Source organism: Anabaena sp. TISTR 8404 (assembly GCF_056847745.1).
Window position 1 is genome coordinate 3827883 of the sequence record NZ_CP180578.1, and the last position, 24071, is coordinate 3851953.

Here is a 24071-nt window from a genome sequence, read left to right on the forward strand (position 1 = left end):
CTAAAGTAAGTGATGACTTTAGGGGGAGCCGTCAGAGTTGTACCTATGATATGCTTCCGAAACTGGTGTCTAGACGTTAGATTAAACATTTAGAGTATAAATGTAAATTTAGCGTTTTTAGAATTGTATTGGGCGTTGTCGTGTGACTTAGTGGAAAACAAATATACTTTCATCAGCCGCACAAACGCTCTTTCCAGTTGCTTTAGTAAAATCCCACAATGGGATGTGTCTCCGCCGCAAGGAGTTTTTATGAATTCCGACCTGATGCCTTCGCCTGAATCTTCAAATTTGCCTGAATCTAATCAACCTGAAACAAAGATAGACATGGTTGCTAATGTACCAACAGTAGCAGCTCCAGTTTCTGAATCGGATAATTCGACTATTGACCCTAGTGAGACAGCCAATGATGCTCACTTAGCCAATCGACAGCAACCGATTCCACCACCCAGCGAACCAATGCAGTACAGAGCGATCGGCTTAGTCCGGGGTCGTTACATTGCAAGCAGTGAACAATTTACTCAAGGTACGCTCCTGACTGCGGATGGTGTGGAACTCCAAGCTGTTCTCCTCGGCAGAATTATGAGCTTAGTTAAGAATCATCTTGATTTAGAAAAAAATCATCTGTGGGTAGTTTATCCACGTACTAAACAAGAAAATGATGCCTTGCACATTCAAATTGTGGGTGTGTGGGAACCAGAAAATCTGGCAAAACAGCAAGCACAAGATTCGTCAGACAATGAATTGCCTAAAGCTGATGATGCTGTAACTGATAAAAGCGACATTAAACCTTCATCAGATATTCCCGATGGTGGTTTTTCTGTGCGTGGCGAGGTAGTTTACCAGTCTTTTGATGACAAGAACTTGGTTGTCAAAATTAAGCAGGCTGCTCGCAAACAAGATGAAAAACCCAAGTACTTTAAGCTAAAACTCAAAGGTGTCCTAGCCACCAAAGCTGTGGGCAAATTCTGGGATTTTCAAGTAAAACGAGATGGTGATCAATTGGCCATAGAAACGGCTGAAGCGATCGCAGATTTGCCCAAAAAACGTAGACCACCCCAAAGAGGTGGCCCTGGTGGGTTCCGTGGTGGTGGCGGTGGTCGCCGACCATTCCCTCCCAGACGCAACGCAGGAGAAAGCCCCAGCCCACGCCCAATCAAAAAAGTAGGTGGCGGCGAAGCCTCGGCAGTATTAAAACCTCTGCCAAAAACTTCTACCCCTACTCCTAAGCCAATTAAGAAACAAAAGCCACCGCAAGAATAGTACTGAGTGCTGAGTTCTGAGTGCTGAGTGTTAAGAGTAAGTTAATTGAGCTTTATTTAGTGCCGCAGGCACTCTCCTAACTCAGCACTCAGCACTTTCTACTCAGCACTTTGAATTAAAAGTCTGTCCAACGGTCTTGGGGTAAAAACGATCGCTCCAGTGGAATTGGGGCGACTGGTTCTGTGAGGGTAAAAGTGCCTGCTGCAATCCATTTTTTTAACTCTGTGGCCACTTGCCTAGATAAAAACATACTGGCTAAAGGTGCAGCTCTCACTGTTTTATTTTCGATGGTGAGTCGCCCAGATTTAAGTTGGGCGTAACTCACCAACCCAAAGGTAGGACGAACGCGCCGGGGAATGGAAAAATCCACAATTGGCGCTACTAAATCTTTATCTTGAACTGCACAGTGTTCAACTACAACTTCGTTTAATACAGGGAATGGTATACCCACACCTAACATCAACGAAGGGCCATAACTTTTGAAGTAACAACCACGCACCCAACGGGCTTCCATTTGTTTAGCATCACCAATTAAGGCTAAGGTAGCAGCGGGGCCAATAGGTGTACGATTAGCTAACCGCTTTTGTAAGGGGAAGTGTTGCGTCCCTTCCCAAGCTACGTAGCCGATACCGCCGCCTAAGAAAATCCGTGTCCCAATGCCAACTAGTTGTAAATCGGGGTCGTTAAACAAAGGAGAAATTGCGCCAGGATTAGAGTAGACGGCGTTACCAAGATGGGGTTGCAAAGGGCCGAGATAGGTAAACAGTGGGCGATCGCCACCATTCACACCCACGATAAAATTTTGATAAAGGTTGCGAGGATTGAATAAATAAAACTGATTTATGGTGTCACGGGTAATTGTGGTTTCAAAACTTGCCCTTGGGTAACAATCAGTGACTTGTCCTTGCGCTCTAACGTGTACTTGTTTACCTGCAATCAAATCTTCAATCACATGACCGCCGCCACGTTCGCGGACTTCTTCTCCGTCCATTGCATCAACAGCACAACTAGCACCTAAGTATAAATCTACAGCGCCAAAACCTGAATATGCTGGTACACCATCTATCCAACAACGGCGAATTTTGATTGGGGGGTCGGTGTGTCCAAGATTAATAATTGCACCACTGGATTCCATTGGCTCAAACGTGCCAGTAGTAATCACATCAACTTCTTTTGCAACTTTGCTCACGCCGACTTCTGCGACTCGTGCTTTTACTTCTTCAACTGTTAAAACGACTGCACGCTGACGGCTGATTTTCTCGTTAATTTCGGCGATCGTTCGCATACTATACTAAGATTAGGCTAAGTAGGTATTTTGGGCTTACACAGTAATTATGGGGTCTCGAACTGTTGCCTGTTCCCTGTTCTCTGTTCCCTTTTAATAAATTGTTTCTGGGTCGATATTTAATTCTTGCAATTTAGCTGCTAACCTTTCGGCTTTTTCTTGAGCTAGTTCTTTTTGGTGGCGTTCAGATTCTGCTACTTCTTCTGGCGTAGGCACTAATTGGCATTCTGGTGTAAAAAACCGCAATAATCCTTCATGAATACCCAAGTATAAACCTAACTGCTGACTCCACAAATATCCTTGAGTGTTTGGTTCTAAAGCTTGGTATTGGCCATCGACTAAATGAAACCCAGCAAATTCTTGCGTTTCTGGGTCGAACCAAAAATAATCAGGTGTACGGAAGGTATTTTGATACAGTTTTTTCTTCAAACCTTTATCTGTGTTTGCAGTTGATTCCGAAAGAATTTCTAAAATTAAGTTGGGGTATTTCCCATCTTCTTCCCAAACTACCCAACTTTTGCGAGTTCTGCGTTCTGTATCCAACACTACAAAAAAATCTGGCCCTCGGAAGAGTTCATCTTTGCGTTTGTTCCAACTGTAATAGATGGTAAGATTTCCCGCAGTGTAGAAGTCGTTTCTGTCTCGCCACAACCACTTAAGACACTTGAGTAAGAGCATAATCTGCTCTAGATGCAGTTCTGTTTCCAAGGGAGGTTCGTCGCTGTATAAATCACCTGGAGGAAAGATAACATCTTCTGGGGTTGCTTGAGGAGAGTCTAGTTCTTTAGCGAGGGACATGAGGAGATGACTGCATCTGGTAGTTATGATTCATTTTAACTTCTGCATTGTTTTACATTTAAAATGCCTTATTTCCAGGTGACATCCAACTCATGATCAAGACAAACAAACCCAGTAACAAAAGCTCCTGTTAAAATCTACTTCAGAATGTGTTGAATGTACCATTTGGATGGTACAAATGGGAAATACAATTCCCACATCAGCACATAACGATAAACTTGTATAATAAAACACACCTACAGCCTAAAACGATGAAAGCATCTGCTAAGTTCGACTTTGAAGACGAGAAATTTAATGCACCGCCTTCTCAAGTCATCCCTTGGTGTCAGATGATTAATCCTCGGTATGGCACGGATGGTATGCAAACCTATGGTCTTGCCATCAAGCTAGATAATGCCAATGCTGTGGGTTTTCAACCAGATGAAAATTGGCAGCAAGTAGAGCATGAATTTAGCTCTGGTGTTGAAACAGTTTTTATCACTACTACTCCGCGCTTGGTGATAGTGCGCAGAGGGCCTTTGTCAGTCAAAGACAGAGAAACTGGGATTAAATTAGGCACTTTAAAAGAAAATTATGATGCCTTTTTAGCCGATAAACTTAAGTTTAAAACTTTTACTCGCTATTTAATTTTTTTAGTTAGTGAAGATAAGAAATTTTTGCATGAAACACCACTCCAATTAACTCTCAATGGTGCAGCAGGCGCAAGTTTCAGCAAAACTTATTGTGAATTTCAACAAGGCAAAGTTGTAGGTGGTTTTGTTGCAGAGTTAGAAAGAGCTTATGCTGTATATCGCAAACAACCTGTAACACCGAAAGGGCCATTGTTCCACGCACACGGAATTTTTTGCCCCATCATTGAATGTGAAGAAAGAGGTATTGAACCTAATACTGTGCTAGTTGCTTCCACTGTAGACTACAAACATCCCACAGTTGGGACATTAACACAATACCTAATTGCTTCTGATGCACCTGAGTCTGCAATTATTTGTAAGTATTTTGAAGAATATAAAGAATTTGGTAAGGAACCTGTAAGAACAGAAACCAGTAAAGTTGCGATGGCAGGTGTTTCTAGTTCATATATTTATGCTGATGAAGATGATTTTGGCTATCCACCTTACTAAATGTGAAGTGTAAAGTATGAAATTTCAGACTTCATACTTCACACTTCATACTTCATCCATTATTTTTTCAGTAGCAAATAGTATAGTGAACCATTGCCACCTGTAATACCAGCGCGATCGCCTGCTAATTTACCAGTTCCCATAAAATAATCTACCCGTCCTGGGCCTTTAATCGCGCTGCCTGTATCTTGATCGAGGACAAAACGGCTGACAGTACGAGATTCTAATTTACCACCAGCAGCAGGATAAGGGAATGAACCATTAATGAGCGCGAGTGCGCCAGGAGGCATGATAGATTTATCAGTAGCAATAGAACGCTCTGCTGTTACTGGAACATTCAGACTACCAGTAGCTTTTCTACCAGGAACTTCTTTGAAAAAAACAAAACGTTCCCAGCGTGGTAAATAATTACTTAACTCCAAGGGATTTTGGCGGAAGAAACTAATTAGGCGTGGCATTGTCAAACCGTCTAGTGGCAGTTTGCCATCTTTGGCTAGTTCTTTGCCGATACTAGTCCAAGGATAATCAGTTCCGCCTGCATAACCGACAGCTGTTGTCTTGCCATTGGTTAACCTGATTTGAGCAGAACCTTGGATGTGTACCATATATGCGTCTAAGCGATCGCGGAACCACAGCAATTCTAAACCATGCAACTGGCTTTTATCTCCCAGCAAACCGTCTTTTCCTTCCAAATCAAGGCGTGTTGGGTGAGGTTTAGCCCATTGGTCAAAATTCGACGGTAGTCGATAAAGAGGATACTTATATATAGAAGTTCTAACACGACTAGCTTGATAAACAGGCTCGTAATAAGCAGTAAATTTAACAGTACCCTTGCCGTCATTGCCCACAGATTTGTAAAACACAAACTCCTGACGGATAGCAGTTTGTAGTTGTGCTGCGGATTTAGCAGTTGCAACTAATTGCCGGAAACGTACCAAACTGCGACGCACACGATCATGAGTAATCCCAGGTACGGGATAATTTTGATATGCAGCGATCGCATTATCTTTAGCTAAGTAACTCAAACTGTTGTCAATGGCAGCTAATACAGCCTTGCGATCGCCCGGTTTACCTTTACTACCAAACAATTGCTCATCCCAACCCAAGCACGTAGACACAGGAGTACAAGCGTTACCGATGTCAACTGCTTGGAGTGGTAATTGTACCTCAGGTGGAGTGCTTGGCTGTGTTGGCAACGGTACAGGTAATGGTATCGTGATCGGAACTTGAGCAACAGCTGGCCAAATTGTGTTTACAAGGGCAATTCCCAGACTCAAAGAAGCCAAAGCAAGGGTTTTTCTCATGATTTAGTCGAATCTTTCAACGCTAGAGCTAAACAGTGGTTCTACCCGGATTGCGACAATCCGAGATGGACGGACAACCATATACTCTCCCTGAATATTCTTGATCGGTACACTAATAAAATCATTCGAGGTTGACTTAGGCACAAGTTCGCCACTATACCATTTTTGGAATTCTTGAATATTTGGAAACCTTATTTCTTCACGATGACCCGTTTCCAGCAAGAGATAGACGGCATATTCATTCGGTGTTCTAGGCATAAAGTTGAATCATTCGCAATATGTTCAACCCATGTTAACCACGTCACCCCAGAATGAAAAGAGTAAGCATACGGGAGCAAGAAAAGCTTTCCGGAGAGTTTTACATTAATCAACCATGAGGTACTACTCCTAAGTCTTGACTTTTATTCTCCCTCTAGACGGCCAATCCTTGAACCTGTTCCTTGAAAATAGAGTTACGCACTCAGATTGATTGTTGAGAGTGGGTGTAAGGGTGTAAAGGTATGTGGGTAAGGGTTTTGATCACTCACACCCTACACGCCTATACCCCTATACCCTGGCTTAAACCTTTGATTTTTCGTTTCCGGAGTTAGTCCTTAAAAAGTCAGTTCGACAAAATTGTAGGAGTGCTACGGTAAAACAAAAAAACACTTTGCGTACTTTGCTACCTTAGCGCTCCTTTGCGTTTAACAACCTTTAAGGAACTGGACTATTTTCTCGCGGGTTGACTTGTTGTTCAGGTAATTCAGTCTTTTGAGGTATTGGTATCACCTGTGGTTCTGGTTCTGGTGCAGGCGACTTAATAACTTCTGGTGGTGCAGGAACTAAGTTAGGTGAAAGTGTAGAGCGAGGAGTCCGCTGAAAATATTTACCAAATCTAGATTTTAAAGACTCAGTTTCTTGTTTTTCAGGAACTTCTGTACTTTGAGGTGTAGGTGTCGCCTCTGGTTGTGGTTTTGGTGACTCAGTAGCTTCAGGTGTAGGTGTCGCCTCTGGTGTTGGTGACTCAGTAACCTCAGGTGTGGGCGTAACTTCTGGTTGTGGTGTTGGTGACTCTGTAACTTCAGGTGTGGGTGTCGCCTCTGGCTGTGGTGCTGGTGACTCGATGACTTTTGGTGCTGGTGACTCAGTAGCTTGAGGCGTAGGTGTAACTTCTGGTTTTGGTGACTCAGTAGCTTGAGGTGTGGGTGTCACCGCTGGCTGTGGTAACTCAGTTGGTTGCGGTTGAAATACTTCTGGAGTTTCAAGTATTGGGAGTGGTTGTTTTTCTGGTTCAGGTGTTGGTTCAACAGTGGGGATCGGTTCGGGAACTGGTGGCTTGGCAGTATAACTTTGGTCTACAATGCTGCGTACTTCATCAACCTTAAGTTCACCCCTGACAATTTTGGACAAGGTATCTTTGCCCTTGGGTTGGTAATTAACTAATCTGACAGTGGTGTTGAACGCATTTTTAACGGGATTACCTTGGTTATCCAAGAATTCTAGTTTGACCCAATTATTTCCCGGTTTGAAGCCTTTGAGGTAAACTGCTTGCCAGCGATCAAATACAAAGCTTTCACCATTAATCGTGCAACGAATGCGCCAATCACTAAAGGGGTCGTTGGCATCATCTTTAGTCCCTAAGCGCAGTGGGGCATTAGTTAAATAAAAATCTAGTAAAATTGGTTCAGCGCCATAACTACCTTGGGGACGACTGTAAGTTAGTAGAGGTAGGCTAGTATCAGGGCTGTTATCGTCAGTTTTCGTAAAAATGTGAAATGTTGTCTGGGCATAAGCACCTTCATTCTTAAAGCTTTCATGCCAAGGACGGGATGCAAAAACTCGTAAAGTGTGTGTACCTGGAGATAAATCAGACAAAACCAAGGGCTGGCTTAAGTCGTACACTGGTATGTAAGGCTGATTGTCCAAAATTACGTGAAGATGAGGCCCTAATTCAAATTTTGGATCTTTAAATATAGGTAAATCTTTTACCTGAAGTTGAACTGTAACTTTAGTATCTTGGATAGTTTCATCAAGTTGAGGCGTGACTATAGTTACCTGAGGGCGGTAAACTTCTAAAGTTGAACGCAGTTCTTGAATTACCTCTGGTGGAGCAACTTCGGTAAATTGCTGCGAAGTTGGTTGAGATTTTTCCGTATGTTTAACAGATACATCTTGACTAACAGCTTTCTGGGCACAGCTGTTAGTCAAGACCAATATAAGTATAATTAGCCACTTAAAAATATTCAGACTCCTGGGGAGGATCTGTTTTAAAACTTTCACATACCACAAATTCATGCCTTACACCCAGTTATAGTCTGCAAAATCTGCAAAATTATTTTGCCCTAAAGAGTGCATTGCATACCATAGCCTAAAAGGTGAAATTCTACTCAACTAGTATGTATTTTTTTAAAATGATAGGAAACCAGTAATCTTTTTTACTATTTTTGCTAACAGATGCCTTACTCTCGTACTAAAAATATCTGTGACCAAAGTCAAGAATACTTAGTGTGTGGACATTATACCCATTAATCATAAATTTAACAAATTATTATTCTTTGTAAATTAAATGAAGAAAGTATTGACTTTTTGCTCAGGAGTTTAAAGTTAAAAGCGAGATCAGACAGTTAATCTGAGGAATTTGAATTATTGTTAAATTCTCTCCAACAATGTACAAGTAAAGACTTTATAATTCAACAGAAACAAACTTCCACATAGCGTCTTCATCGCTGCTCCAGCCACTCCTGGAGAAAGCGACTAAGGATCACTTTGTGGTTTCATGATTCCTCATTCCTTATCACGAGAGGAGGTCGAATGACGATTAGTCCTCCGGAGCGAGAGGAAAAGAAAGCAAGAGTAATAGTCGATAACGACCCGGTACCTACCTCATTTGAGAAATGGGCGCAACCCGGACACTTCGACAGAACTCTAGCTAGAGGTCCCAAAACCACCACCTGGATTTGGAACCTCCACGCTCTCGCCCACGATTTTGATACACATACAAGCGATCTAGAAGACATCTCCCGCAAAATATTTGCGGCTCACTTCGGTCACCTGGCTGTAGTGACAATCTGGTTAAGCGGGATGATATTCCACGGCGCGAAGTTTTCTAACTACGAAGCCTGGTTAAGCGACCCGTTGAACGTGAAGCCCAGTGCTCAAGTCGTTTGGCCAATTGTGGGACAAGACATTTTAAATGGTGATGTCGGTGGTGGCTTCCACGGCATTCAAATCACTTCAGGCTTGTTCCACGTATGGCGTGGCTGGGGTATTACCAACTCCTTCCAGCTTTACGTAACTGCTATTGGCGGCTTGGTACTAGCAGGCTTGTTCCTGTTTGCTGGTTGGTTCCATTACCACAAGCGCGCTCCCAAACTGGAATGGTTCCAGAATGTAGAGTCGATGCTAAATCACCACTTGGCAGTATTGCTGGGTTGTGGTTCCTTGGGATGGGCTGGTCACTTGATTCACGTATCAGCGCCAATCAACAAGCTATTGGATGCAGGGGTAGCCGTAAAAGATATCCCCTTGCCCCATGAGTTCATCCTGAACAAAGACTTGTTGATCGACCTGTTCCCCGGCTTTGCTGCTGGTTTAACACCATTCTTCACCTTGAATTGGGGTCAGTATGCTGACTTCTTGACCTTCAAGGGCGGTTTAAACCCAGTAACAGGTAGCTTGTGGATGACTGATATTTCTCATCACCACTTAGCGATCGCAGTTCTCTTCATTGTTGCTGGTCATCAATACCGCACCAACTGGGGCATCGGTCACAGCATCAAAGAGATCCTCGAAAACCACAAAGGCCCCTTCACCGGGGAAGGTCATAAAGGTCTCTACGAAAACATGACCACCTCTTGGCACGCTCAATTGGCAACTAATCTTGCCTTCTTGGGTTCGCTGACCATCATCATCGCGCACCATATGTACGCGATGCCTCCCTATCCTTACTTGTCTACTGATTACGCTACACAGCTGTGTATCTTCACTCACCACATCTGGATCGGTGGATTCTTGATTGTGGGTGGTGCGGCTCACGCTGCCATCTTCATGGTGCGGGATTACGATCCTGTAGTTAACCAAAACAACTTGTTGGATCGGGTGATTCGTCACCGGGATGCAATTATTTCCCACCTCAACTGGGTTTGTATTTTCCTCGGCTTCCACAGCTTTGGTCTGTACATCCACAACGACACAATGCGTGCCTTGGGCCGTCCCCAAGACATGTTCTCCGACAATGCAATTCAGTTGCAACCAGTGTTTGCTCAATGGGTGCAAAACCTGCACACCTTGGCTCCTGGTGGCACTGCACCCAATGCCTTAGAGCCTGTTAGCTACGCTTTTGGCGGCGGTATCTTGGCTGTAGGTGGCAAAGTCGCAATGATGCCCATTGCTTTGGGTACTGCTGACTTTATGATTCACCACATCCATGCTTTCACCATTCACGTAACAGTTCTGATTCTGCTGAAGGGCGTACTGTTCGCTCGCAGCTCTCGTTTGATTCCTGATAAAGCTAACTTAGGCTTCCGCTTCCCTTGCGACGGCCCCGGCCGTGGCGGTACTTGCCAAGTTTCCGGTTGGGATCACGTCTTCCTCGGATTGTTCTGGATGTATAACTCCTTGTCAATTGTGATTTTCCACTTCAGCTGGAAAATGCAATCTGATGTTTGGGGAACAGTAGACGCAGCAGGTAATGTGTCTCATATTACTGGTGGTAACTTTGCCCAAAGTGCCATCACTATCAACGGCTGGTTGCGTGACTTCTTGTGGGCGCAAGCTTCACAAGTAATCAACTCCTACGGAAGTGCGCTGTCTGCTTATGGACTAATGTTCTTGGGCGCTCACTTTGTTTGGGCATTCAGCTTAATGTTCCTGTTCAGTGGTCGCGGCTACTGGCAAGAACTCATTGAGTCTATCGTTTGGGCTCATAATAAACTGAAGGTAGCACCAGCAATTCAGCCTCGCGCTTTGAGCATCACTCAAGGCCGTGCTGTGGGTGTAGCTCACTACCTCTTAGGAGGAATTGCTACCACCTGGGCATTCTTCCACGCACACATTCTTTCAGTAGGATAGCAATCAGTTATAGGGAGTGCTGAGTGCTGAGTGCTGAGTCATCAAAGCTTGGAACTCAAAACTCAGAACTCCACAAGCTGAAACCTGATGGCTAAGGGTCAGAGGAAATATCAAAGCTATGGCAACAAAATTTCCAAAATTTAGCCAGGATCTCGCACAGGATCCGACCACGCGTCGGATATGGTATGCGATCGCTACAGGTAACGACTTTGAAAGCCACGATGGCATGACCGAAGAAAATCTTTACCAAAAGATTTTCGCTACTCACTTCGGTCACCTGGCAATCATCTTCCTGTGGGCTTCCAGCCTCCTGTTCCACGTAGCCTGGCAAGGTAACTTTGAACAGTGGATTAAAGATCCTCTACACATCCGCCCAATTGCTCATGCAATTTGGGATCCCCACTTTGGTAAACCAGCAATTGAAGCTTTTACTCAAGGCGGCGCTAGTAATCCTGTAAACATTGCATACTCTGGTGTTTACCACTGGTGGTACACCATCGGTATGCGGACAAACAATGACCTGTACACAGGTTCAGTCTTCCTGTTGTTGTTGGCTGCATTGTTCCTGTTCGCTGGTTGGTTGCACCTACAACCCAAGTTCCGTCCTAGCCTTTCTTGGTTCAAGAGTGCTGAACCCCGTCTAAACCACCACCTAGCTGGTTTGTTCGGTGTTAGCTCTTTGGCTTGGGCTGGTCACTTGATCCACGTTGCTATCCCTGAATCTCGCGGACAGCACGTAGGTTGGGACAACTTCCTCAGCACCGCACCCCACCCAGCAGGTCTGCAACCTTTCTTCACAGGTAACTGGGGCGTTTACGCGCAAAACCCTGATACCGCAGGTCACATCTTTGGTACTTCTCAAGGTGCTGGTACAGCGATTCTGACCTTCTTAGGTGGTTTCCATCCTCAGACAGAATCTCTGTGGCTGACCGACATGGCTCACCACCACTTGGCGATCGCAGTGATCTTCATCATTGCTGGTCACATGTACCGTACTAACTTCGGTATTGGTCACAGCATCAAAGAAATGCTGAACTCCAAATCCGGTTTAGTACCTGGTAGCAAGAGCGAAGGTCAGTTCAACCTGCCTCACCAAGGTTTGTACGACACCTATAACAACTCTCTGCACTTCCAGTTAGGTATTCACCTAGCTGCATTGGGAACCGTAACCTCCCTAGTAGCACAGCACATGTACGCAATGCCTCCTTACGCATTCATTGCTAAGGACTACACAACTCAGGCAGCGTTGTACACACACCATCAATACATTGCTATCTTCTTGATGGTTGGTGCTTTTGCTCACGGTGCGATTTTCTGGGTACGTGACTACGACCCCGAACAAAACAAAGGCAACGTATTAGACCGTGTACTGAAGCACAAAGAAGCGATTATCTCTCACCTCAGCTGGGTATCGCTATTCTTAGGCTTCCACACCTTGGGTTTGTACGTTCACAACGACGTAGTAGTTGCTTTCGGTACTCCTGAAAAGCAAATCTTAATTGAGCCAGTATTCGCTCAATTCGTTCAAGCTGCTCACGGTAAAGTACTCTACGGCTTAGACACCTTGCTGTCTAACCCTGATAGTGTTGCCTACACAGCTTATCCCAACTACGGTAACGTTTGGTTACCCGGTTGGTTGGATGCCATTAACTCTGGCACAAACTCCTTGTTCTTAACAATTGGCCCTGGCGACTTCTTGGTACACCATGCGATCGCACTAGGTCTACACACCACCACCCTCATCCTAGTCAAAGGTGCTTTGGATGCTCGTGGTTCTAAATTAATGCCAGATAAGAAAGACTTTGGCTACGCATTCCCTTGCGATGGCCCTGGTCGTGGCGGTACTTGCGACATCTCCGCTTGGGACTCCTTCTACTTAGCTCTGTTCTGGGCATTGAACACAGTAGGTTGGTTAACCTTCTACTGGCACTGGAAACACCTAGGTATTTGGCAAGGTAACGTTGCTCAGTTCAACGAAAACTCTACCTACCTAATGGGCTGGTTCCGTGATTACCTGTGGGCTAACTCTGCACAGTTGATCAACGGTTACAACCCCTACGGTATGAACAACCTGTCTGTCTGGGCTTGGATGTTCCTCTTCGGACACCTAGTTTGGGCAACTGGCTTCATGTTCCTCATCTCCTGGAGAGGTTACTGGCAAGAGTTGATCGAAACCTTGGTTTGGGCGCACGAGCGTACTCCTCTAGCTAACCTAGTTCGCTGGAAAGACAAGCCCGTTGCTCTCTCCATCGTTCAAGCTCGTTTGGTTGGTCTAGCTCACTTCACCGTTGGCTATGTCCTCACCTACGCAGCCTTCCTCATCGCCTCCACTGCTGGTAAGTTCGGTTGATCTGGCTACTAGTTTTGTAGGTAAGTAAAAAAATCCCCCGCCGTGAGGTGGGGGATTTTTTTTGGGATGATCAAAAAGTTATAGCCGAAGTCACATAGTAATGACATTGTTAATTGCTGAAAGCCTTGACTTGAATTAACGCGAGTCTCCAACGGAGGCGCACCTGTGGGAAGGGCGAAAGAAAACAGCGTTTTCTTAGGAATTCGATGAACCTCTCCCCAACCCCTCTCCGAGGCGGAGAGGGGCTTGAAGATATTGATTATTCACGAAATAGTGAAGCTTTTTAAGCCTCTCTCCTTGCAGGGGAGAGGTTTGGAGAAGTATTTTTTAAATGCGTCGAACTCACATTGAATTAACTGGATTTCTACTCAGCACTCAGCACTTCGCCATAAGAGCTTACCGCTTAGGTGTACTCAAGCCACGACGCTCAAGAATTTGCCTTACCTCTGGGCTGGGGGTGTAGTTATAACCGTAAGAAGAGTTTTCCGAATCATCCATAACTTGAGGCGTGAGCAACACAATTACCTCATTACGCTGATTATTTTTGTTTGTTCTTCTAAACAGTGAACCAATCAGTGGCAAATCTCCCAAAATAGGAATTTTAGAAACAGTTACCCGGTCTTGGTCTTGAATAATCCCTGAGAGAATTAATGTCTGACCGTCACGTAAACGAATTAAGCCAGAATTGAGCGATCGTTCAGATACTAAAAATATACTTTGACTATTACCGCCAACATTAATTTCCGCTGAAGATTGAGGAGCTTTAACAATAGGAGCTACAGACAATGAAACAAAGCCATTGTCATCAATTCTGTCAACTTTGACAGCAAGTGTTAAACCCACGCTTGTTTTCTCAGCGGTCACTGTTTGCACAGAAGTATTATCACCACGAGTGACTTCATTCTTAATATTGCCTACTACTTCTTGAGTCAGGTTAACATTGGCAGTTTGACCTTCTTGCACAATTAATGTCGGGTCTGTCAAAATTTTGGCATTGCCGCTTGTAACCTGAGCTTGTAAACTTGCTAAGAAACGTTTGGGGAATTGATACAAAGTTGGCAAACTAAATTCAGCCGTTGCACGAGAGCCTGCTGCATAAGTAGCAGTTTGCCTTCCTGTGACTGGATCAGTAGTAATTGTTACTGTATCTGGTGTTCCTGGCGTAAAACTAGAAAGACCTGGTGTCGTTGGATTGTTATTTGTTGGAGATATTGGACTCAAGAAAGTAGCATTACCAGGAGTGTCTTGTACAAGTTGACCATCTTGTATGACTCTAATACCAGAACCTCCATTTGGCACTGTAAATGTACCATTTTGATTCAAAAAAGGTTGTCCTTGAATTGGGTTGGAAATCACTGGTGTACTAGTTACGCTACTTGTTGCTTCAGTACTAGTAGCTGGTCTAGAACCGCCAAAATTCAAAGATGCAGCACCGCCATCATTAACGAAAAAATTATTGCCAACACCAAAAGAAAAACTGGTATTAGTATTATGAGTGTTTAAAAGGTTAACATCAACAATTTTGACGTTAACTGCCACTTGACGACGACGAACATCAAGCTGGGTTAGTTGAGAAATTGCTATATCAATCTGTTTGGCAGGGCCAATCAAAGTTATAGAATTGGTTCGTTCATCTCCTAACGCCTGTAAACCTCGTAGTAAAGGTGTTGTGTATTTAGAATCATCAAGTGTAAGACGTTCAATTCTCGTTTCTGTAGTTGTCTGACTTTGAGTGACTGGGTTAGCACCAGCGCCTACAGGTACAGCAGTTACGTTAGTCACTTGCCTTTCTCTGGTAACTGCGCTTTCAGCCCCCATTCCAACTAAGAAATTCAAAGCTGATGCCACATTTACCTGATTCAGTCGCAGGCTACGCACAACAACATCACGAGTTGAATTTGGTAATCTAGGCCCAACAAAAACAGTACGACCATTGCGGTTAGCTTCTAAACCACTTAAACGCAAGACATAGTTAAATACATCTTGTACTGGCTCGTTTTCTATATCCAAAGAGATTGTTTGAGAACCTGCCTGTGCATTGGCAGGAGCAGAGCCTTGCTGGCCTCCTGAAGGATCACCACTGATATAAGCCAAATTGAGGTTAGCAGCACGAGCCAAAAGCGATAAAACCTCGCGCACTGGTGCATCTCGCAACACCAGTCGAGGAACGCGTTCTTGGGTTCCGAGGTCAATGTTGCTGGGAGAGGCATCTGTAGCAGAAACTGCGATATCTCCTACTGGTGGAGCAACGGCTCTAGGTAAGAATGGAGGGGCTTGGCTTACAGGCTGACCAGGGCCAGCAGCTTGTGCTGGTCTGCCATCAATACTAATTTCTGGGTTAGGAACCAAAACATCTGGTTTTTGACTTGGTTGCACTGGAACTGGAACATTCGCAGGGGGCGTTGTTGATGTTGTTGGCGTTGGTGCTGAAGCTATTGTTCCTGTCGATGGCGTAAAGCCGAGAGTGATTCTGTCATCTTTTCGCATCACTGGTTGGCTACCAGGCGCATCGTTGTCACCAGTCACTATCACCCGAATGCTATTAGCATCTAGCTGAACGACTTCGACAGAGGCAATTCCTGATGCAGGTTTATCTTGACGGAAGTTACTGCCTCGTGGTAAACGTAATTGAGCGTTAATAATATCAGATACTAAAGTTTTACCTCTTTTAGTCGTAAAAACCTGTGGGCGAGACCCTGAAGATGTTTTTAAAACAACGTTAATGCCACCATCAACAGGATTTAACTTGACCTCATTAACTTGAGTTACCTGCGCCCACCCTGGTTGAGCTGCCAAAAATGTCAAAGCGGCAGCACCCAATATTAAGCTATTACCGTGAAGCTGTTTCACAGTTCATTCCTCACTTTATAAACATTTTTAAGCAACACTTTTTGAGAAAAAGCACTCAGCACTTAACACTCATAACTCAGCACTCAGCACTTAACACTCATAACTCAGCACTCAGCACTATTGCTTAGGAGGTGCTTTAGCAGCCGCAGCCAATTCTTCTGGTGTAAGTGGCATCAAAGCCTGTAGTTGAAAGGATGTAGTAATAGGTGCAGGCCCTACTTGGCGTATAACTTTGCCTGATTGGGTAGTAGCTTGTACTGGAGTTAAGACTGACTGATAGTCTCTAACTATTAACAAAGGCTGTAAACGCTCTATGTTACGCAGAATAGATTGGGTTTGCTCATAAGTGCCAACAAATTCGACATTTATACTTATGCGTTTCAGTTTGTTATTAACTGCTACTCCTAAAGAGCCATCCGTAATAGCTTCTGCTTTATTAGTAACAGGTGCAAACTTCTGGAGTTTGGCTTTGACTGCATTAGGAGGAACTTGAGCATTTCCAGACTCAATCAAACGATTCAGATCCAGCAGTAAAGTATCTAAAGTTTTTTCATTAGAAAACAAACCTAAAACCTGAATTCTTTGTTGTTGTGCATTGGCCAAATCTTTTTTTACTTGGTCAATTTGTTTGATGGTGGCTTTTTTTTGCTCAATTTGTCCTTGCAATTCACCGCTTTTAGCTTGCTGCTGCTGATAGTTGTCCCAAGCTGGCATTACCAGATTGAGCAGTATATACAATGCTCCAGCAAGCCCCACTACCCCTGCGATAATCCCAATAATTTGAGGGGTGAAGGTAACACCAAACACTACAGGATAGGGCGATGCCTCTGAATCAAATTCCCCACCTTGATCTGCAAAATTCAAATCTTCACTCAGCGTCATTTCGGGATGACTCCTGTTTGTTGCATAGTGCGAATTCGAGCGACTAGTCCTACCGTGCCTTTTTGTTCTAACTCCCGAATTAGTTCAGAAGCGGGAACGTCACTTAAACTCGATTGGATAGTGTATCTAACGATTTGCGGCGGTTTGATGGGTACTTTAGATGCAGCCGCAGTTGGTGATAGGGGTGCATCTACTAAGGTTGCCGTTGTAATTTTGCTGTCTGAAGCTTTCAAAAATTGAGACTGTTGCAGACTCAATAAGAAATCGTTGACATCGTTAAAAGAGCGAGCTAATCCGGTAACTTCGATACCACCTGCTGGATTAGTGGGCGGTTGGCCTTCTGCTGCTGGAGTAGGTGGAATTTGTTTGACGTTCTCAATTTGGACTGCGGCAGGAATGCGATCGCGCAAATCTTGTAACATCGCTGACCAAGGTCGAATCTGGTCAAATACAGTCACTAAACTTTGAGTTTCCCCTTTAACTGCATTCGTTTCTTCCTTGATTTTATTAATGCTTCCTATTTCCGCATCTAATTTATTGACTTCTTGTTCTAACTGTGCTATGTTCTGCTCTAGTTCACCGTTTTTCGTTTGCAGTATCCACCAACCAGCCCCAGCAAAAACAGGCAAACACAAGCCCAAGCCAACTCCCAAAAAAATTGGTTTAGGATCTCCAACTGCAAGCTTTTTACCTGCCTTTTTGTCACTCTTATTTTGATAAATAGGGCGGTCTTTAAGAAAGTTAACATCTAAACTGTACATTCTGTTATACCTCCCGCATTCCGAGGCCAAGTACGATCGCTAAACCAGAGCGTTGTGTACTAGGATATTTTTGTTCATCAACTTGCAAAGACAACGCCCCAACCGGATCTATTTGAGTAGTTGGCAAACTCAAGCGTTGTGTAAAGAACTCGTCTAGCTGTTGCAGTCCGCCCCCTGGCCCAGCTAACAAAATCTGCGCTACTTCTAAATTTTCACTTTGATTCAAGTAAAAATCGATAGAACGGCGCAATTCATCCGTTAGTTCTCCCAAAACTCTCATCATCGCTGCCATACCTGGGTTAATTCCCGTCACCCCAGTTTGCCCACCATCCATAGGAGTTGCAGGAATAGTCATTTCCTGTAACAGTTCCATATCTCGTGAATTGGGTAAACTCATAGCCCTTGCTAAGGCTTCTTGCATTTGATAAGTGCCAATTGGCACAGTCCGCGAAAATTGCGGTACTCCATTCACGATGATGGCTATTTCTGTACTGTCGAACTCAATATCAACTAGTACCACTGCTTCCTGTGGGCCAAATTGCCGCAGTTGGTCACGAATTGTCCGAATCAGCGCAAAACTGTTAATCTCTAAAACATCGATTTGCAGTCCTGCCTGCTCAAACGTACTAATATAGGTATCTGTTACTTCCTTACGAGTAGCAACTAACAACACCTGTACTTTTTCAATGCCATCCTCATCTACAAAATACCCAAGTTTTTGATAATCTACATCAGCTTCCTCACGAGGATATGGTAAATACAAGCCTGCTTCATGGTTTAAAACCATGTCCCGTAATTCTTTGTCATCTAACTCAGCTGGCACTGGGATGAGACGTACAATAGAATCTCGTCCAGGTACACCGGTAGCAACACGAGAAGCCTTGATTTTACTTTCAGCCAGCGCTTGCTGAATGATTTGCGCCATTGTTGGGGGGTCAGTTATTTGACCATCAGTTACCACTCCTTCGGGAACCGGAACCGATGTCAAAGATTCTATTTTTAAGCCTTGGCGCTGCTTGCGTAACTGAACGATATTTACCCGTTCTGGTGCAAGTTCGATGCCAACCCCTTTATTAGATTTGCCAAACAGACTATTGAAGCTTTTCACCACAGTTCCGCCGGACTACTAAAATTGAAAATTTAAATTGTCAACGCAATATGTTGCGCTTTACGGGTAATTGATTTAGCCTATAATCTCGTTAATTCTGCATAAGCTTTTCATTTCTATCAAGGGTGAAAATACTGGTAAAATGATTCGATTGCAAAAATTCAAACAACTAACAGCTTGGGCAATAATCGGCTTATTGACTAGTTGGATTGTTAGTTGCAGCACAGGTAATGTCGGTACAGGAACAAAACAGGCGACAACAGAAGTAGCCAATATAGAGTTTTGGACAATGCAACTCCAACCTCAATTTACTGACTACTTTCAAACTTTAATTTCTAATTTTGAGTCAAAAAACCCAGGTGTAAAAGTTAACTGGGTTGATGTTCCTTGGGCAGCGATGGAGAACAAAATTTTAACAGCTGTCTCCGCAAAAACGCCACCTGATGTTGTTAACCTCAATCCCGATTTTGCGTCCCAACTAGCAGGACGAAATGCGTGGTTAGACTTAGATACCACAATTCCACAAGATGTGCGTTCTGCGTATTTACCCAACATTTGGAAAGCCAGCACACTCAATGGCAAAAGTTTTGGAATTCCCTGGTATCTCACAACACGGCTAACTATTTATAACACTGAATTATTAAAACAGGCAGGTATCAGTAAACCACCAGCTACATACGCAGAACTAGCACAAGTAGCCCAACAAATTAAAGATAAGACTGGTAAATATGCCTTTTTTATCACTTTTGTACCGCAAGATTCCGGAGAAGTGATGGAGTCTTTAGTACAGATGGGCGTGACTTTAGTAGATGCTGAAGGTAAAGCAGGTTTTAACACACCACAAGGTAAAGCAGCATTTCAATATTGGGTTGATTTGTACAAAAAAGGACTACTACCAAAAGAAGTTTTAACCCAAGGTCATCGTCATGCTATTGATTTATATCAATCTGGTGAAACAGCTTTTTTAGCGTCGGGGCCAGAATTTCTGAAAACAATAGCTAATAACGCACCAAAAATTGCTCAAGCTTCAGCTATTGCACCCCAAATTACTGGTGATACAGGTAAAAAAAATGTTGCGGTGATGAATATCATTATTCCTCGCGCCAGCAAACATCCTGATGCGGCTACTAAGTTTGCTTTATTTGTCACTAATGACGAAAATCAATTAGCTTTTGCTAAAGCTGCTAATGTTTTACCTTCAACAACCAAAGCATTATCTGATAGCTACTTTAAAGATATGCCAGCTAATGCTTCCACAGTAGAAAAAGCGAGAGTTATTAGTGCAACACAATTACAACAAGCAGAGGTATTAACGCCAAAATTAAAAGATTTTAAAAAGTTGCAAAAAGCGATTTATGATAATTTGCAAGCAGCTATGTTAGGACAAAAAACTGTTGATAAAGCTGTTGAAGATGCAGCGCAACAATGGAATAATCGGTAAATGTAGAGACGTTGCAATGCAACGTCTCTACATGATTTATTGATAATTAAATGTTCCTAAAAAATGACCAATCAAATAAAGAGAACCACATAAAACTACTAAATTATCTGGTTCAGTAAAAGCTAATTCTAATGCTGATGATAAATCATCACAAGTTCTGCATAAGCTTAATTCTGGACAAATATGATTAGCCAGATTTGCCAATTCTTCTGGATTGGCTGAACCATGATCTGGGACTGGGACTAAATATAATTTGTCGCCTGTTCTTAACAAAGCTTGAAATATATCGCCATGCTCTTTTGTAGAAAGCATACCCATTATCCAAGTTACATTTTTAGTATTTAAACTATCTGTATAATTACGCAATACTTGAGCCGCAGCAGGGTTATGTGCGCCATCAATTAATAATTTATGATTGTTCCAAGTCAGCCATTGCATTCGTCCTGGCCATTTGGTTTTTGCCATACCGTTGATGATGGCTGATTCAGAAATTTGCCAACCTTGTTGTTGCAAAATTTCTAAGGTGGCTAAAGCTAAAGCTGAATTAGTTAATTGAACTTGTCCTTGTAAAGGTAAAGGATATTGAATTGAATTTTGCGGATTTTGAAGTGTATGATATTCTGCCCAACCTGGAGAGATTTGCAGTGCAGGTTGGGGCGTAAATATTGGGCATTGTAATTCTTCGGCACGCGATCGCACAACTTTTTCGGCATCGGCTGGCAATGGCCCAACCACAACCGGACACCCAGGCTTGAGAATTCCGGCTTTTTCCCTGGCAATGTCAGCGATCGTTGGGCCTAATTGTTGCCAATGTTCGCGGCTAATGGAAGTCACCACAGTCACTAACGGTTCAGTACAGACATTGGTCGCATCTAAACGCCCGCCTAACCCAACTTCTATAACTGCGATCTCAACTTGTTGTTGGGCAAAATATAGCCAAGCAGCGGCGGTAATAATCTCAAACTGAGTGGGAGATTCTTCATCAGGAGAAACCGCAGCCTGGACTTTTTGTAAAAATTGGCTCAATTCCTCTGAAGAAATTGGCTGTTCACTGATACAAATACGTTCTGTCCAGTCAACTAAATGAGGAGAAATATAACGCCCTGTCCGATAGCCAGCTTCGGTAAGTACTGAGGAAAGATAAGCACAGACAGAACCTTTACCATTTGTACCAGCAACGTGAATCACTGAGATACGTTCATGGGGGTTGCCAAGGTTTGCCAACAGGTTGACAATACGTGAGAGTCCCAGGTTCACACCAAAATGTTGAAAAGATTGCAGCAAAGAATTGGTATTCACAAGTATGAAGTGTGAAGGTATGAAGTATGAAGTGTGAAGTGTGAAGTGTGAAGTATGAAGTATGAAGTATGAAGTGTGAAATTCTGTGTTTTAGCTAACTCTTTTGGAGAGAAGGAACAGGCAAAAGGCAACAGTGAGATGTCATTAGGAGGCAAGCTTAACTGGCAACCGATGTTTCTTTCTATCCCCTGTTCCCTTATTAACCAATGAAAAAAGAAGGACAAAACCGACTGCCCTTTCCCAGAAACAGTCGGTTTGCAGATGTTAATGTAAATTTATATTTAGGCTTCTCTATTCAAAAAGTTTTGAACTTGTCTCAATGCTGCTGCACCGATGTTAAATAAAGCCCAACCAGCTGCAACAGCTATAGGCGCTAAAACGATCGCTACACGAAAATCGATATCCATAATTTAGAACCCCTCTGTTAAGTAGAAATTAAAGTTTTATCAACTCTTCTCATTTTTATTTTTAGCTGAATTGGGCATTTTTTCCAACCAGATATGTAAAGAAAAGTTACAGTGTTGGTCAAGAGTCATTGGTTAATCAGGGAACAGGCAACAGAAAGAAACCACCTGTTGCCTATTAAGCTTTCCTCCTGATGACATCTCACAGTTGCCCGTTGCCTCTTCCCTGTTCCCTCTCTCGAAGAGAGTTGGCTAAAGGATAAAATTTCAGACTTCACACTTCACACTTTCCTAAAAGCCAATATCACTTCCCTTGCCAGCATGAACCAAGGCTAACTTTTTGTAACGTTCAGCATGTTCTATCAGTTCTGCTGCTTCGGTTTCGCTAACTTGACGCAACACTTTGCCAGGAATGCCAACAACTAAAGATAAGGGCGGTACATCTTTCGTAACTACTGCGCCTGCACCGATAATACTACCAGTGCCTACTCTTACCCCGTCTAAAACTACTGCTCCAATACCAATCAAACTGCCGCGCTCAATATAAGCAGAATGTATCACAGCACGATGCCCTACAGTCACATGATCTTCTAAAATAGTGGGCAGTCCAGGATCACCGTGGAGAATGGCTCCATCTTGGATATTTGTGCATTCACCAATCTCAATACGTTCTACGTCTGCCCTAATTACTGCTCCATACCAAATGCTTGCTCCTGCTTCGATTTTCACAGCACCAATGACAACAGCATTATCTGCAACGAAGGCTGCGTGAGAAAAATCAGGAGATGGCCAGTAAGAAGCAGTAGACACGATAGAATATGAAGTATGGTACCCAGGAACACTGGAGAAACTCCAACCTTTGAGGCTGGTTGCACAACCAGAATATCATGTTGTTAAGCCTCTACACTGAGGAAAACACAGTTTACAATTGTTCTAAACTGCAAATACGTTTCTGTGCAGTTACAAACAATTTTCTCAAAGTGGAGGAGCCGAAGTGTAAAATCGAACCTAATGGTGCTAATGAAGAAGAAATTATGTTTGTACGCACTTCATGATGAATCCAGGTTTGCAGTACCCAATATTTGGTCACGAAATTCAGTGTCCCCACTGTCGGCAGACTATTCCGGCTTTGACACTAACAGATACCTATCTTTGTCCTCGTCATGGCGCGTTTGAAGCCAACCCTAAGACTGAGGAGTTAATTCATCTACAGTCGGGTCGTCATTGGCGCAGATGGAATGGCGAATGGTATAGACAACACACTCATCCTGATGGGATACGGTTTGAAATTCACGAAGCTTTGGACAAACTGTATACCCAAGGCTATCGAGCTACAAGGGTAATTATTGCTAGACGTTATCAGGAATTGATGAGTGGCTATTTAGAACGCAGCACGCCTTGGCGTTCTGGACAACCAGAGACGACATCAGCGCGACTATATGGCTTACCAGTAGAATTTAGTCCTGATTCCACAGAAGAACCGTGCTGGGAAGTGATTAATTTCGATCTGGAAAAAGAGCCGGGAGTTCCTGTGCGCTATCCTTATTTCCGATTGTTTGAGTAAGACTGAAGTATGAAGTATGAAGTATGAAATTACTTTAACTATTAAATCTGGAAAAACTTTTTCTAGGTATAAAAAGTGAGTAAGTGCAAAGGATTTCTTAACTTTATCCTTCATACTTTACACTTCATACTTTTTAAAATTATGCACCACGCCTCTATCCGAACTGCGAATATTCATCGAGCGATCGCATTTTATGAGCTGTTAGGGTTTACAGTATGTGAACGCTTCACTACAGGCTATACCCTGGCTTGCTGGATGGAAGGATTAGGCGGCAGAATTGAACTTATTCAAATTCCCCAACCAAAACCTGCCCCCGATGCTTTTGAAGATGAGCATTATGTGGGGTATTATCATTTATCTTTTGATTTGACTGAAGTAACCTCAGATTTACCTAGCTGGTTGACAGATTTAAAAGCACGTTTTGCAGCCGCAGCCCAAAGCCAGCCAGAACAATTATCATCCCTCAAAGTCCTTTTAGAACCAACACAACAACAAATAGGCGATCGCATCTGGGAAGTTACTTTTATTGCAGACAGCGATAATTTACCTTTAGAATTTATTCGTAATTTAACTAAACTCGGTTAAGTACATTTGT

At 43.4% G+C, this 24071-nt stretch carries 19 protein-coding genes; 7 read left to right on the plus strand and 12 right to left on the minus strand.

The features are described 5' to 3' along the window. Nucleotides 1-249: 249 nt before the first annotated feature. On the plus strand, nucleotides 250-1260 hold the full coding sequence (locus ACMX3D_RS16480) for a hypothetical protein (protein ID WP_482746968.1): 1011 nt from the start codon (nucleotides 250-252) through the stop codon (nucleotides 1258-1260). A gap of 115 nt (nucleotides 1261-1375) precedes the next feature. Here ACMX3D_RS16480 and ACMX3D_RS16485 read toward each other — a convergent pair whose 3' ends face one another. Together ACMX3D_RS16485 and ACMX3D_RS16490 are read right to left on the minus strand one after the other, a co-directional pair. Continuing rightward, a complete protein-coding gene (locus ACMX3D_RS16485; protein ID WP_482746969.1) occupies nucleotides 1376-2545 on the minus strand; it encodes a homocysteine biosynthesis protein in 1170 nt (389 codons plus the stop codon). 93 nt (nucleotides 2546-2638) lie between these two features. Further along, the gene (locus ACMX3D_RS16490; RefSeq protein ID WP_482746970.1) at nucleotides 2639-3343 is read right to left on the minus strand and encodes a Uma2 family endonuclease; all 705 of its coding nucleotides are present in this window, start codon (nucleotides 3341-3343) and stop codon (nucleotides 2639-2641) included. A gap of 251 nt (nucleotides 3344-3594) precedes the next feature. Here ACMX3D_RS16490 and ACMX3D_RS16495 point away from each other — a divergent pair, with 251 nt between their 5' ends. Beyond that, nucleotides 3595-4464 (plus strand): DUF5895 domain-containing protein, encoded by an 870-nt coding sequence (locus ACMX3D_RS16495; RefSeq protein ID WP_482746971.1) that lies wholly within the window; start codon nucleotides 3595-3597, stop codon nucleotides 4462-4464. 59 nt (nucleotides 4465-4523) lie between these two features. Here the strand turns inward: ACMX3D_RS16495 and mltA are convergent, their stop codons facing one another. The 3 genes from mltA to ACMX3D_RS16510 form a co-directional block, all read right to left on the minus strand. Next, complete coding sequence (gene mltA / locus ACMX3D_RS16500) at nucleotides 4524-5768, minus strand: murein transglycosylase A (RefSeq protein ID WP_482746972.1); 1245 nt, start codon at nucleotides 5766-5768, stop codon at nucleotides 4524-4526. 3 nt (nucleotides 5769-5771) lie between these two features. After that, nucleotides 5772-6026, minus strand: coding sequence for a hypothetical protein (locus ACMX3D_RS16505; RefSeq protein WP_229540623.1), 255 nt, complete (start codon nucleotides 6024-6026; stop codon nucleotides 5772-5774). A 435-nt stretch (nucleotides 6027-6461) separates the two neighbouring features. Further along, nucleotides 6462-8042 carry a hypothetical protein gene (locus ACMX3D_RS16510; protein ID WP_482746973.1) on the minus strand — a complete coding sequence of 527 codons (1581 nt, stop codon included), beginning with the start codon at nucleotides 8040-8042 and terminating at the stop codon, nucleotides 6462-6464. A 516-nt stretch (nucleotides 8043-8558) separates the two neighbouring features. On the opposite strand from ACMX3D_RS16510, the gene psaA reads away from it, so the two are divergent. Then, a complete protein-coding gene (gene psaA, locus ACMX3D_RS16515) occupies nucleotides 8559-10817 on the plus strand; it encodes a photosystem I core protein PsaA (protein WP_482746974.1) in 2259 nt (752 codons plus the stop codon). Between the two features lie 118 nt (nucleotides 10818-10935). Beyond that, nucleotides 10936-13167 (plus strand): photosystem I core protein PsaB, encoded by a 2232-nt coding sequence (psaB, locus tag ACMX3D_RS16520; RefSeq protein ID WP_482746975.1) that lies wholly within the window; start codon nucleotides 10936-10938, stop codon nucleotides 13165-13167. 396 nt (nucleotides 13168-13563) lie between these two features. On the opposite strand, the gene ACMX3D_RS16525 is transcribed toward psaB, so the two are convergent. The 4 genes from ACMX3D_RS16525 to pilM all read right to left on the minus strand — a co-directional run bounded on the left by ACMX3D_RS16525 (nucleotide 13564) and on the right by pilM (nucleotide 18771). Next, nucleotides 13564-16017, minus strand: coding sequence for an AMIN domain-containing protein (locus ACMX3D_RS16525; protein WP_482746976.1), 2454 nt, complete (start codon nucleotides 16015-16017; stop codon nucleotides 13564-13566). A 117-nt stretch (nucleotides 16018-16134) separates the two neighbouring features. Continuing rightward, complete coding sequence (locus ACMX3D_RS16530) at nucleotides 16135-16899, minus strand: pilus assembly protein PilO (RefSeq protein ID WP_482746977.1); 765 nt, start codon at nucleotides 16897-16899, stop codon at nucleotides 16135-16137. Next, a complete protein-coding gene (locus ACMX3D_RS16535) occupies nucleotides 16896-17660 on the minus strand; it encodes a PilN domain-containing protein (protein ID WP_482746978.1) in 765 nt (254 codons plus the stop codon). The genes ACMX3D_RS16530 and ACMX3D_RS16535 overlap by 4 nt, the downstream gene beginning before the upstream one ends. Before the next feature lie 4 nt (nucleotides 17661-17664). After that, nucleotides 17665-18771 (minus strand): type IV pilus assembly protein PilM, encoded by a 1107-nt coding sequence (gene pilM / locus ACMX3D_RS16540; RefSeq protein WP_482746979.1) that lies wholly within the window; start codon nucleotides 18769-18771, stop codon nucleotides 17665-17667. A 139-nt stretch (nucleotides 18772-18910) separates the two neighbouring features. Here pilM and ACMX3D_RS16545 point away from each other — a divergent pair, with 139 nt between their 5' ends. After that, a complete protein-coding gene (locus tag ACMX3D_RS16545) occupies nucleotides 18911-20209 on the plus strand; it encodes an ABC transporter substrate-binding protein (protein ID WP_482746980.1) in 1299 nt (432 codons plus the stop codon). 36 nt (nucleotides 20210-20245) lie between these two features. Here ACMX3D_RS16545 and ACMX3D_RS16550 read toward each other — a convergent pair whose 3' ends face one another. The 3 genes from ACMX3D_RS16550 to ACMX3D_RS16560 form a co-directional block, all read right to left on the minus strand. Next, nucleotides 20246-21508, minus strand: a complete 1263-nt coding sequence (locus ACMX3D_RS16550) for a bifunctional folylpolyglutamate synthase/dihydrofolate synthase (RefSeq protein WP_482746981.1) — start codon at nucleotides 21506-21508, stop codon at nucleotides 20246-20248. A 281-nt stretch (nucleotides 21509-21789) separates the two neighbouring features. Beyond that, entirely contained in the window at nucleotides 21790-21915 is a 126-nt protein-coding gene (locus tag ACMX3D_RS16555) for a photosystem II protein Y (protein ID WP_482746982.1), read from the minus strand. A 288-nt stretch (nucleotides 21916-22203) separates the two neighbouring features. Beyond that, on the minus strand, nucleotides 22204-22722 hold the full coding sequence (locus tag ACMX3D_RS16560) for a gamma carbonic anhydrase family protein (protein ID WP_482746983.1): 519 nt from the start codon (nucleotides 22720-22722) through the stop codon (nucleotides 22204-22206). 244 nt (nucleotides 22723-22966) lie between these two features. Between ACMX3D_RS16560 and ACMX3D_RS16565 the strand changes: the two genes are divergently transcribed. Continuing rightward, nucleotides 22967-23476, plus strand: coding sequence for a TIGR02652 family protein (locus tag ACMX3D_RS16565; protein ID WP_482752357.1), 510 nt, complete (start codon nucleotides 22967-22969; stop codon nucleotides 23474-23476). A 141-nt stretch (nucleotides 23477-23617) separates the two neighbouring features. Then, nucleotides 23618-24061, plus strand: a complete 444-nt coding sequence (locus tag ACMX3D_RS16570; protein WP_482746984.1) for a VOC family protein — start codon at nucleotides 23618-23620, stop codon at nucleotides 24059-24061. Nucleotides 24062-24071: the final 10 nt, after the last annotated feature.

Excerpts from the sequence above, each read along its gene's own strand:
- ACMX3D_RS16555 (WP_482746982.1), bottom strand. The coding sequence starts at position 21,915 with ATGGATATCGATTTTCGTGTAGCGATCGTTTTAGCGCCTATAGCTGTT.
- ACMX3D_RS16495 (WP_482746971.1), top strand. The coding sequence starts at position 3,595 with ATGAAAGCATCTGCTAAGTTCGACTTTGAAGACGAGAAATTTAATGCA.
- ACMX3D_RS16535 (WP_482746978.1), bottom strand. The coding sequence starts at position 17,660 with ATGTACAGTTTAGATGTTAACTTTCTTAAAGACCGCCCTATTTATCAA.
- ACMX3D_RS16505 (WP_229540623.1), bottom strand. The coding sequence starts at position 6,026 with ATGCCTAGAACACCGAATGAATATGCCGTCTATCTCTTGCTGGAAACG.
- ACMX3D_RS16530 (WP_482746977.1), bottom strand. The coding sequence starts at position 16,899 with ATGACGCTGAGTGAAGATTTGAATTTTGCAGATCAAGGTGGGGAATTT.
- psaA (WP_482746974.1), top strand. The coding sequence starts at position 8,559 with ATGACGATTAGTCCTCCGGAGCGAGAGGAAAAGAAAGCAAGAGTAATA.
- ACMX3D_RS16570 (WP_482746984.1), top strand. The coding sequence starts at position 23,618 with ATGCACCACGCCTCTATCCGAACTGCGAATATTCATCGAGCGATCGCA.
- ACMX3D_RS16565 (WP_482752357.1), top strand. The coding sequence starts at position 22,967 with ATGAATCCAGGTTTGCAGTACCCAATATTTGGTCACGAAATTCAGTGT.
- ACMX3D_RS16480 (WP_482746968.1), top strand. The coding sequence starts at position 250 with ATGAATTCCGACCTGATGCCTTCGCCTGAATCTTCAAATTTGCCTGAA.
- mltA (WP_482746972.1), bottom strand. The coding sequence starts at position 5,768 with ATGAGAAAAACCCTTGCTTTGGCTTCTTTGAGTCTGGGAATTGCCCTT.
- ACMX3D_RS16545 (WP_482746980.1), top strand. The coding sequence starts at position 18,911 with ATGATTCGATTGCAAAAATTCAAACAACTAACAGCTTGGGCAATAATC.
- psaB (WP_482746975.1), top strand. The coding sequence starts at position 10,936 with ATGGCAACAAAATTTCCAAAATTTAGCCAGGATCTCGCACAGGATCCG.
- ACMX3D_RS16510 (WP_482746973.1), bottom strand. The coding sequence starts at position 8,042 with ATGAATTTGTGGTATGTGAAAGTTTTAAAACAGATCCTCCCCAGGAGT.
- ACMX3D_RS16490 (WP_482746970.1), bottom strand. The coding sequence starts at position 3,343 with ATGTCCCTCGCTAAAGAACTAGACTCTCCTCAAGCAACCCCAGAAGAT.
- ACMX3D_RS16485 (WP_482746969.1), bottom strand. The coding sequence starts at position 2,545 with ATGCGAACGATCGCCGAAATTAACGAGAAAATCAGCCGTCAGCGTGCA.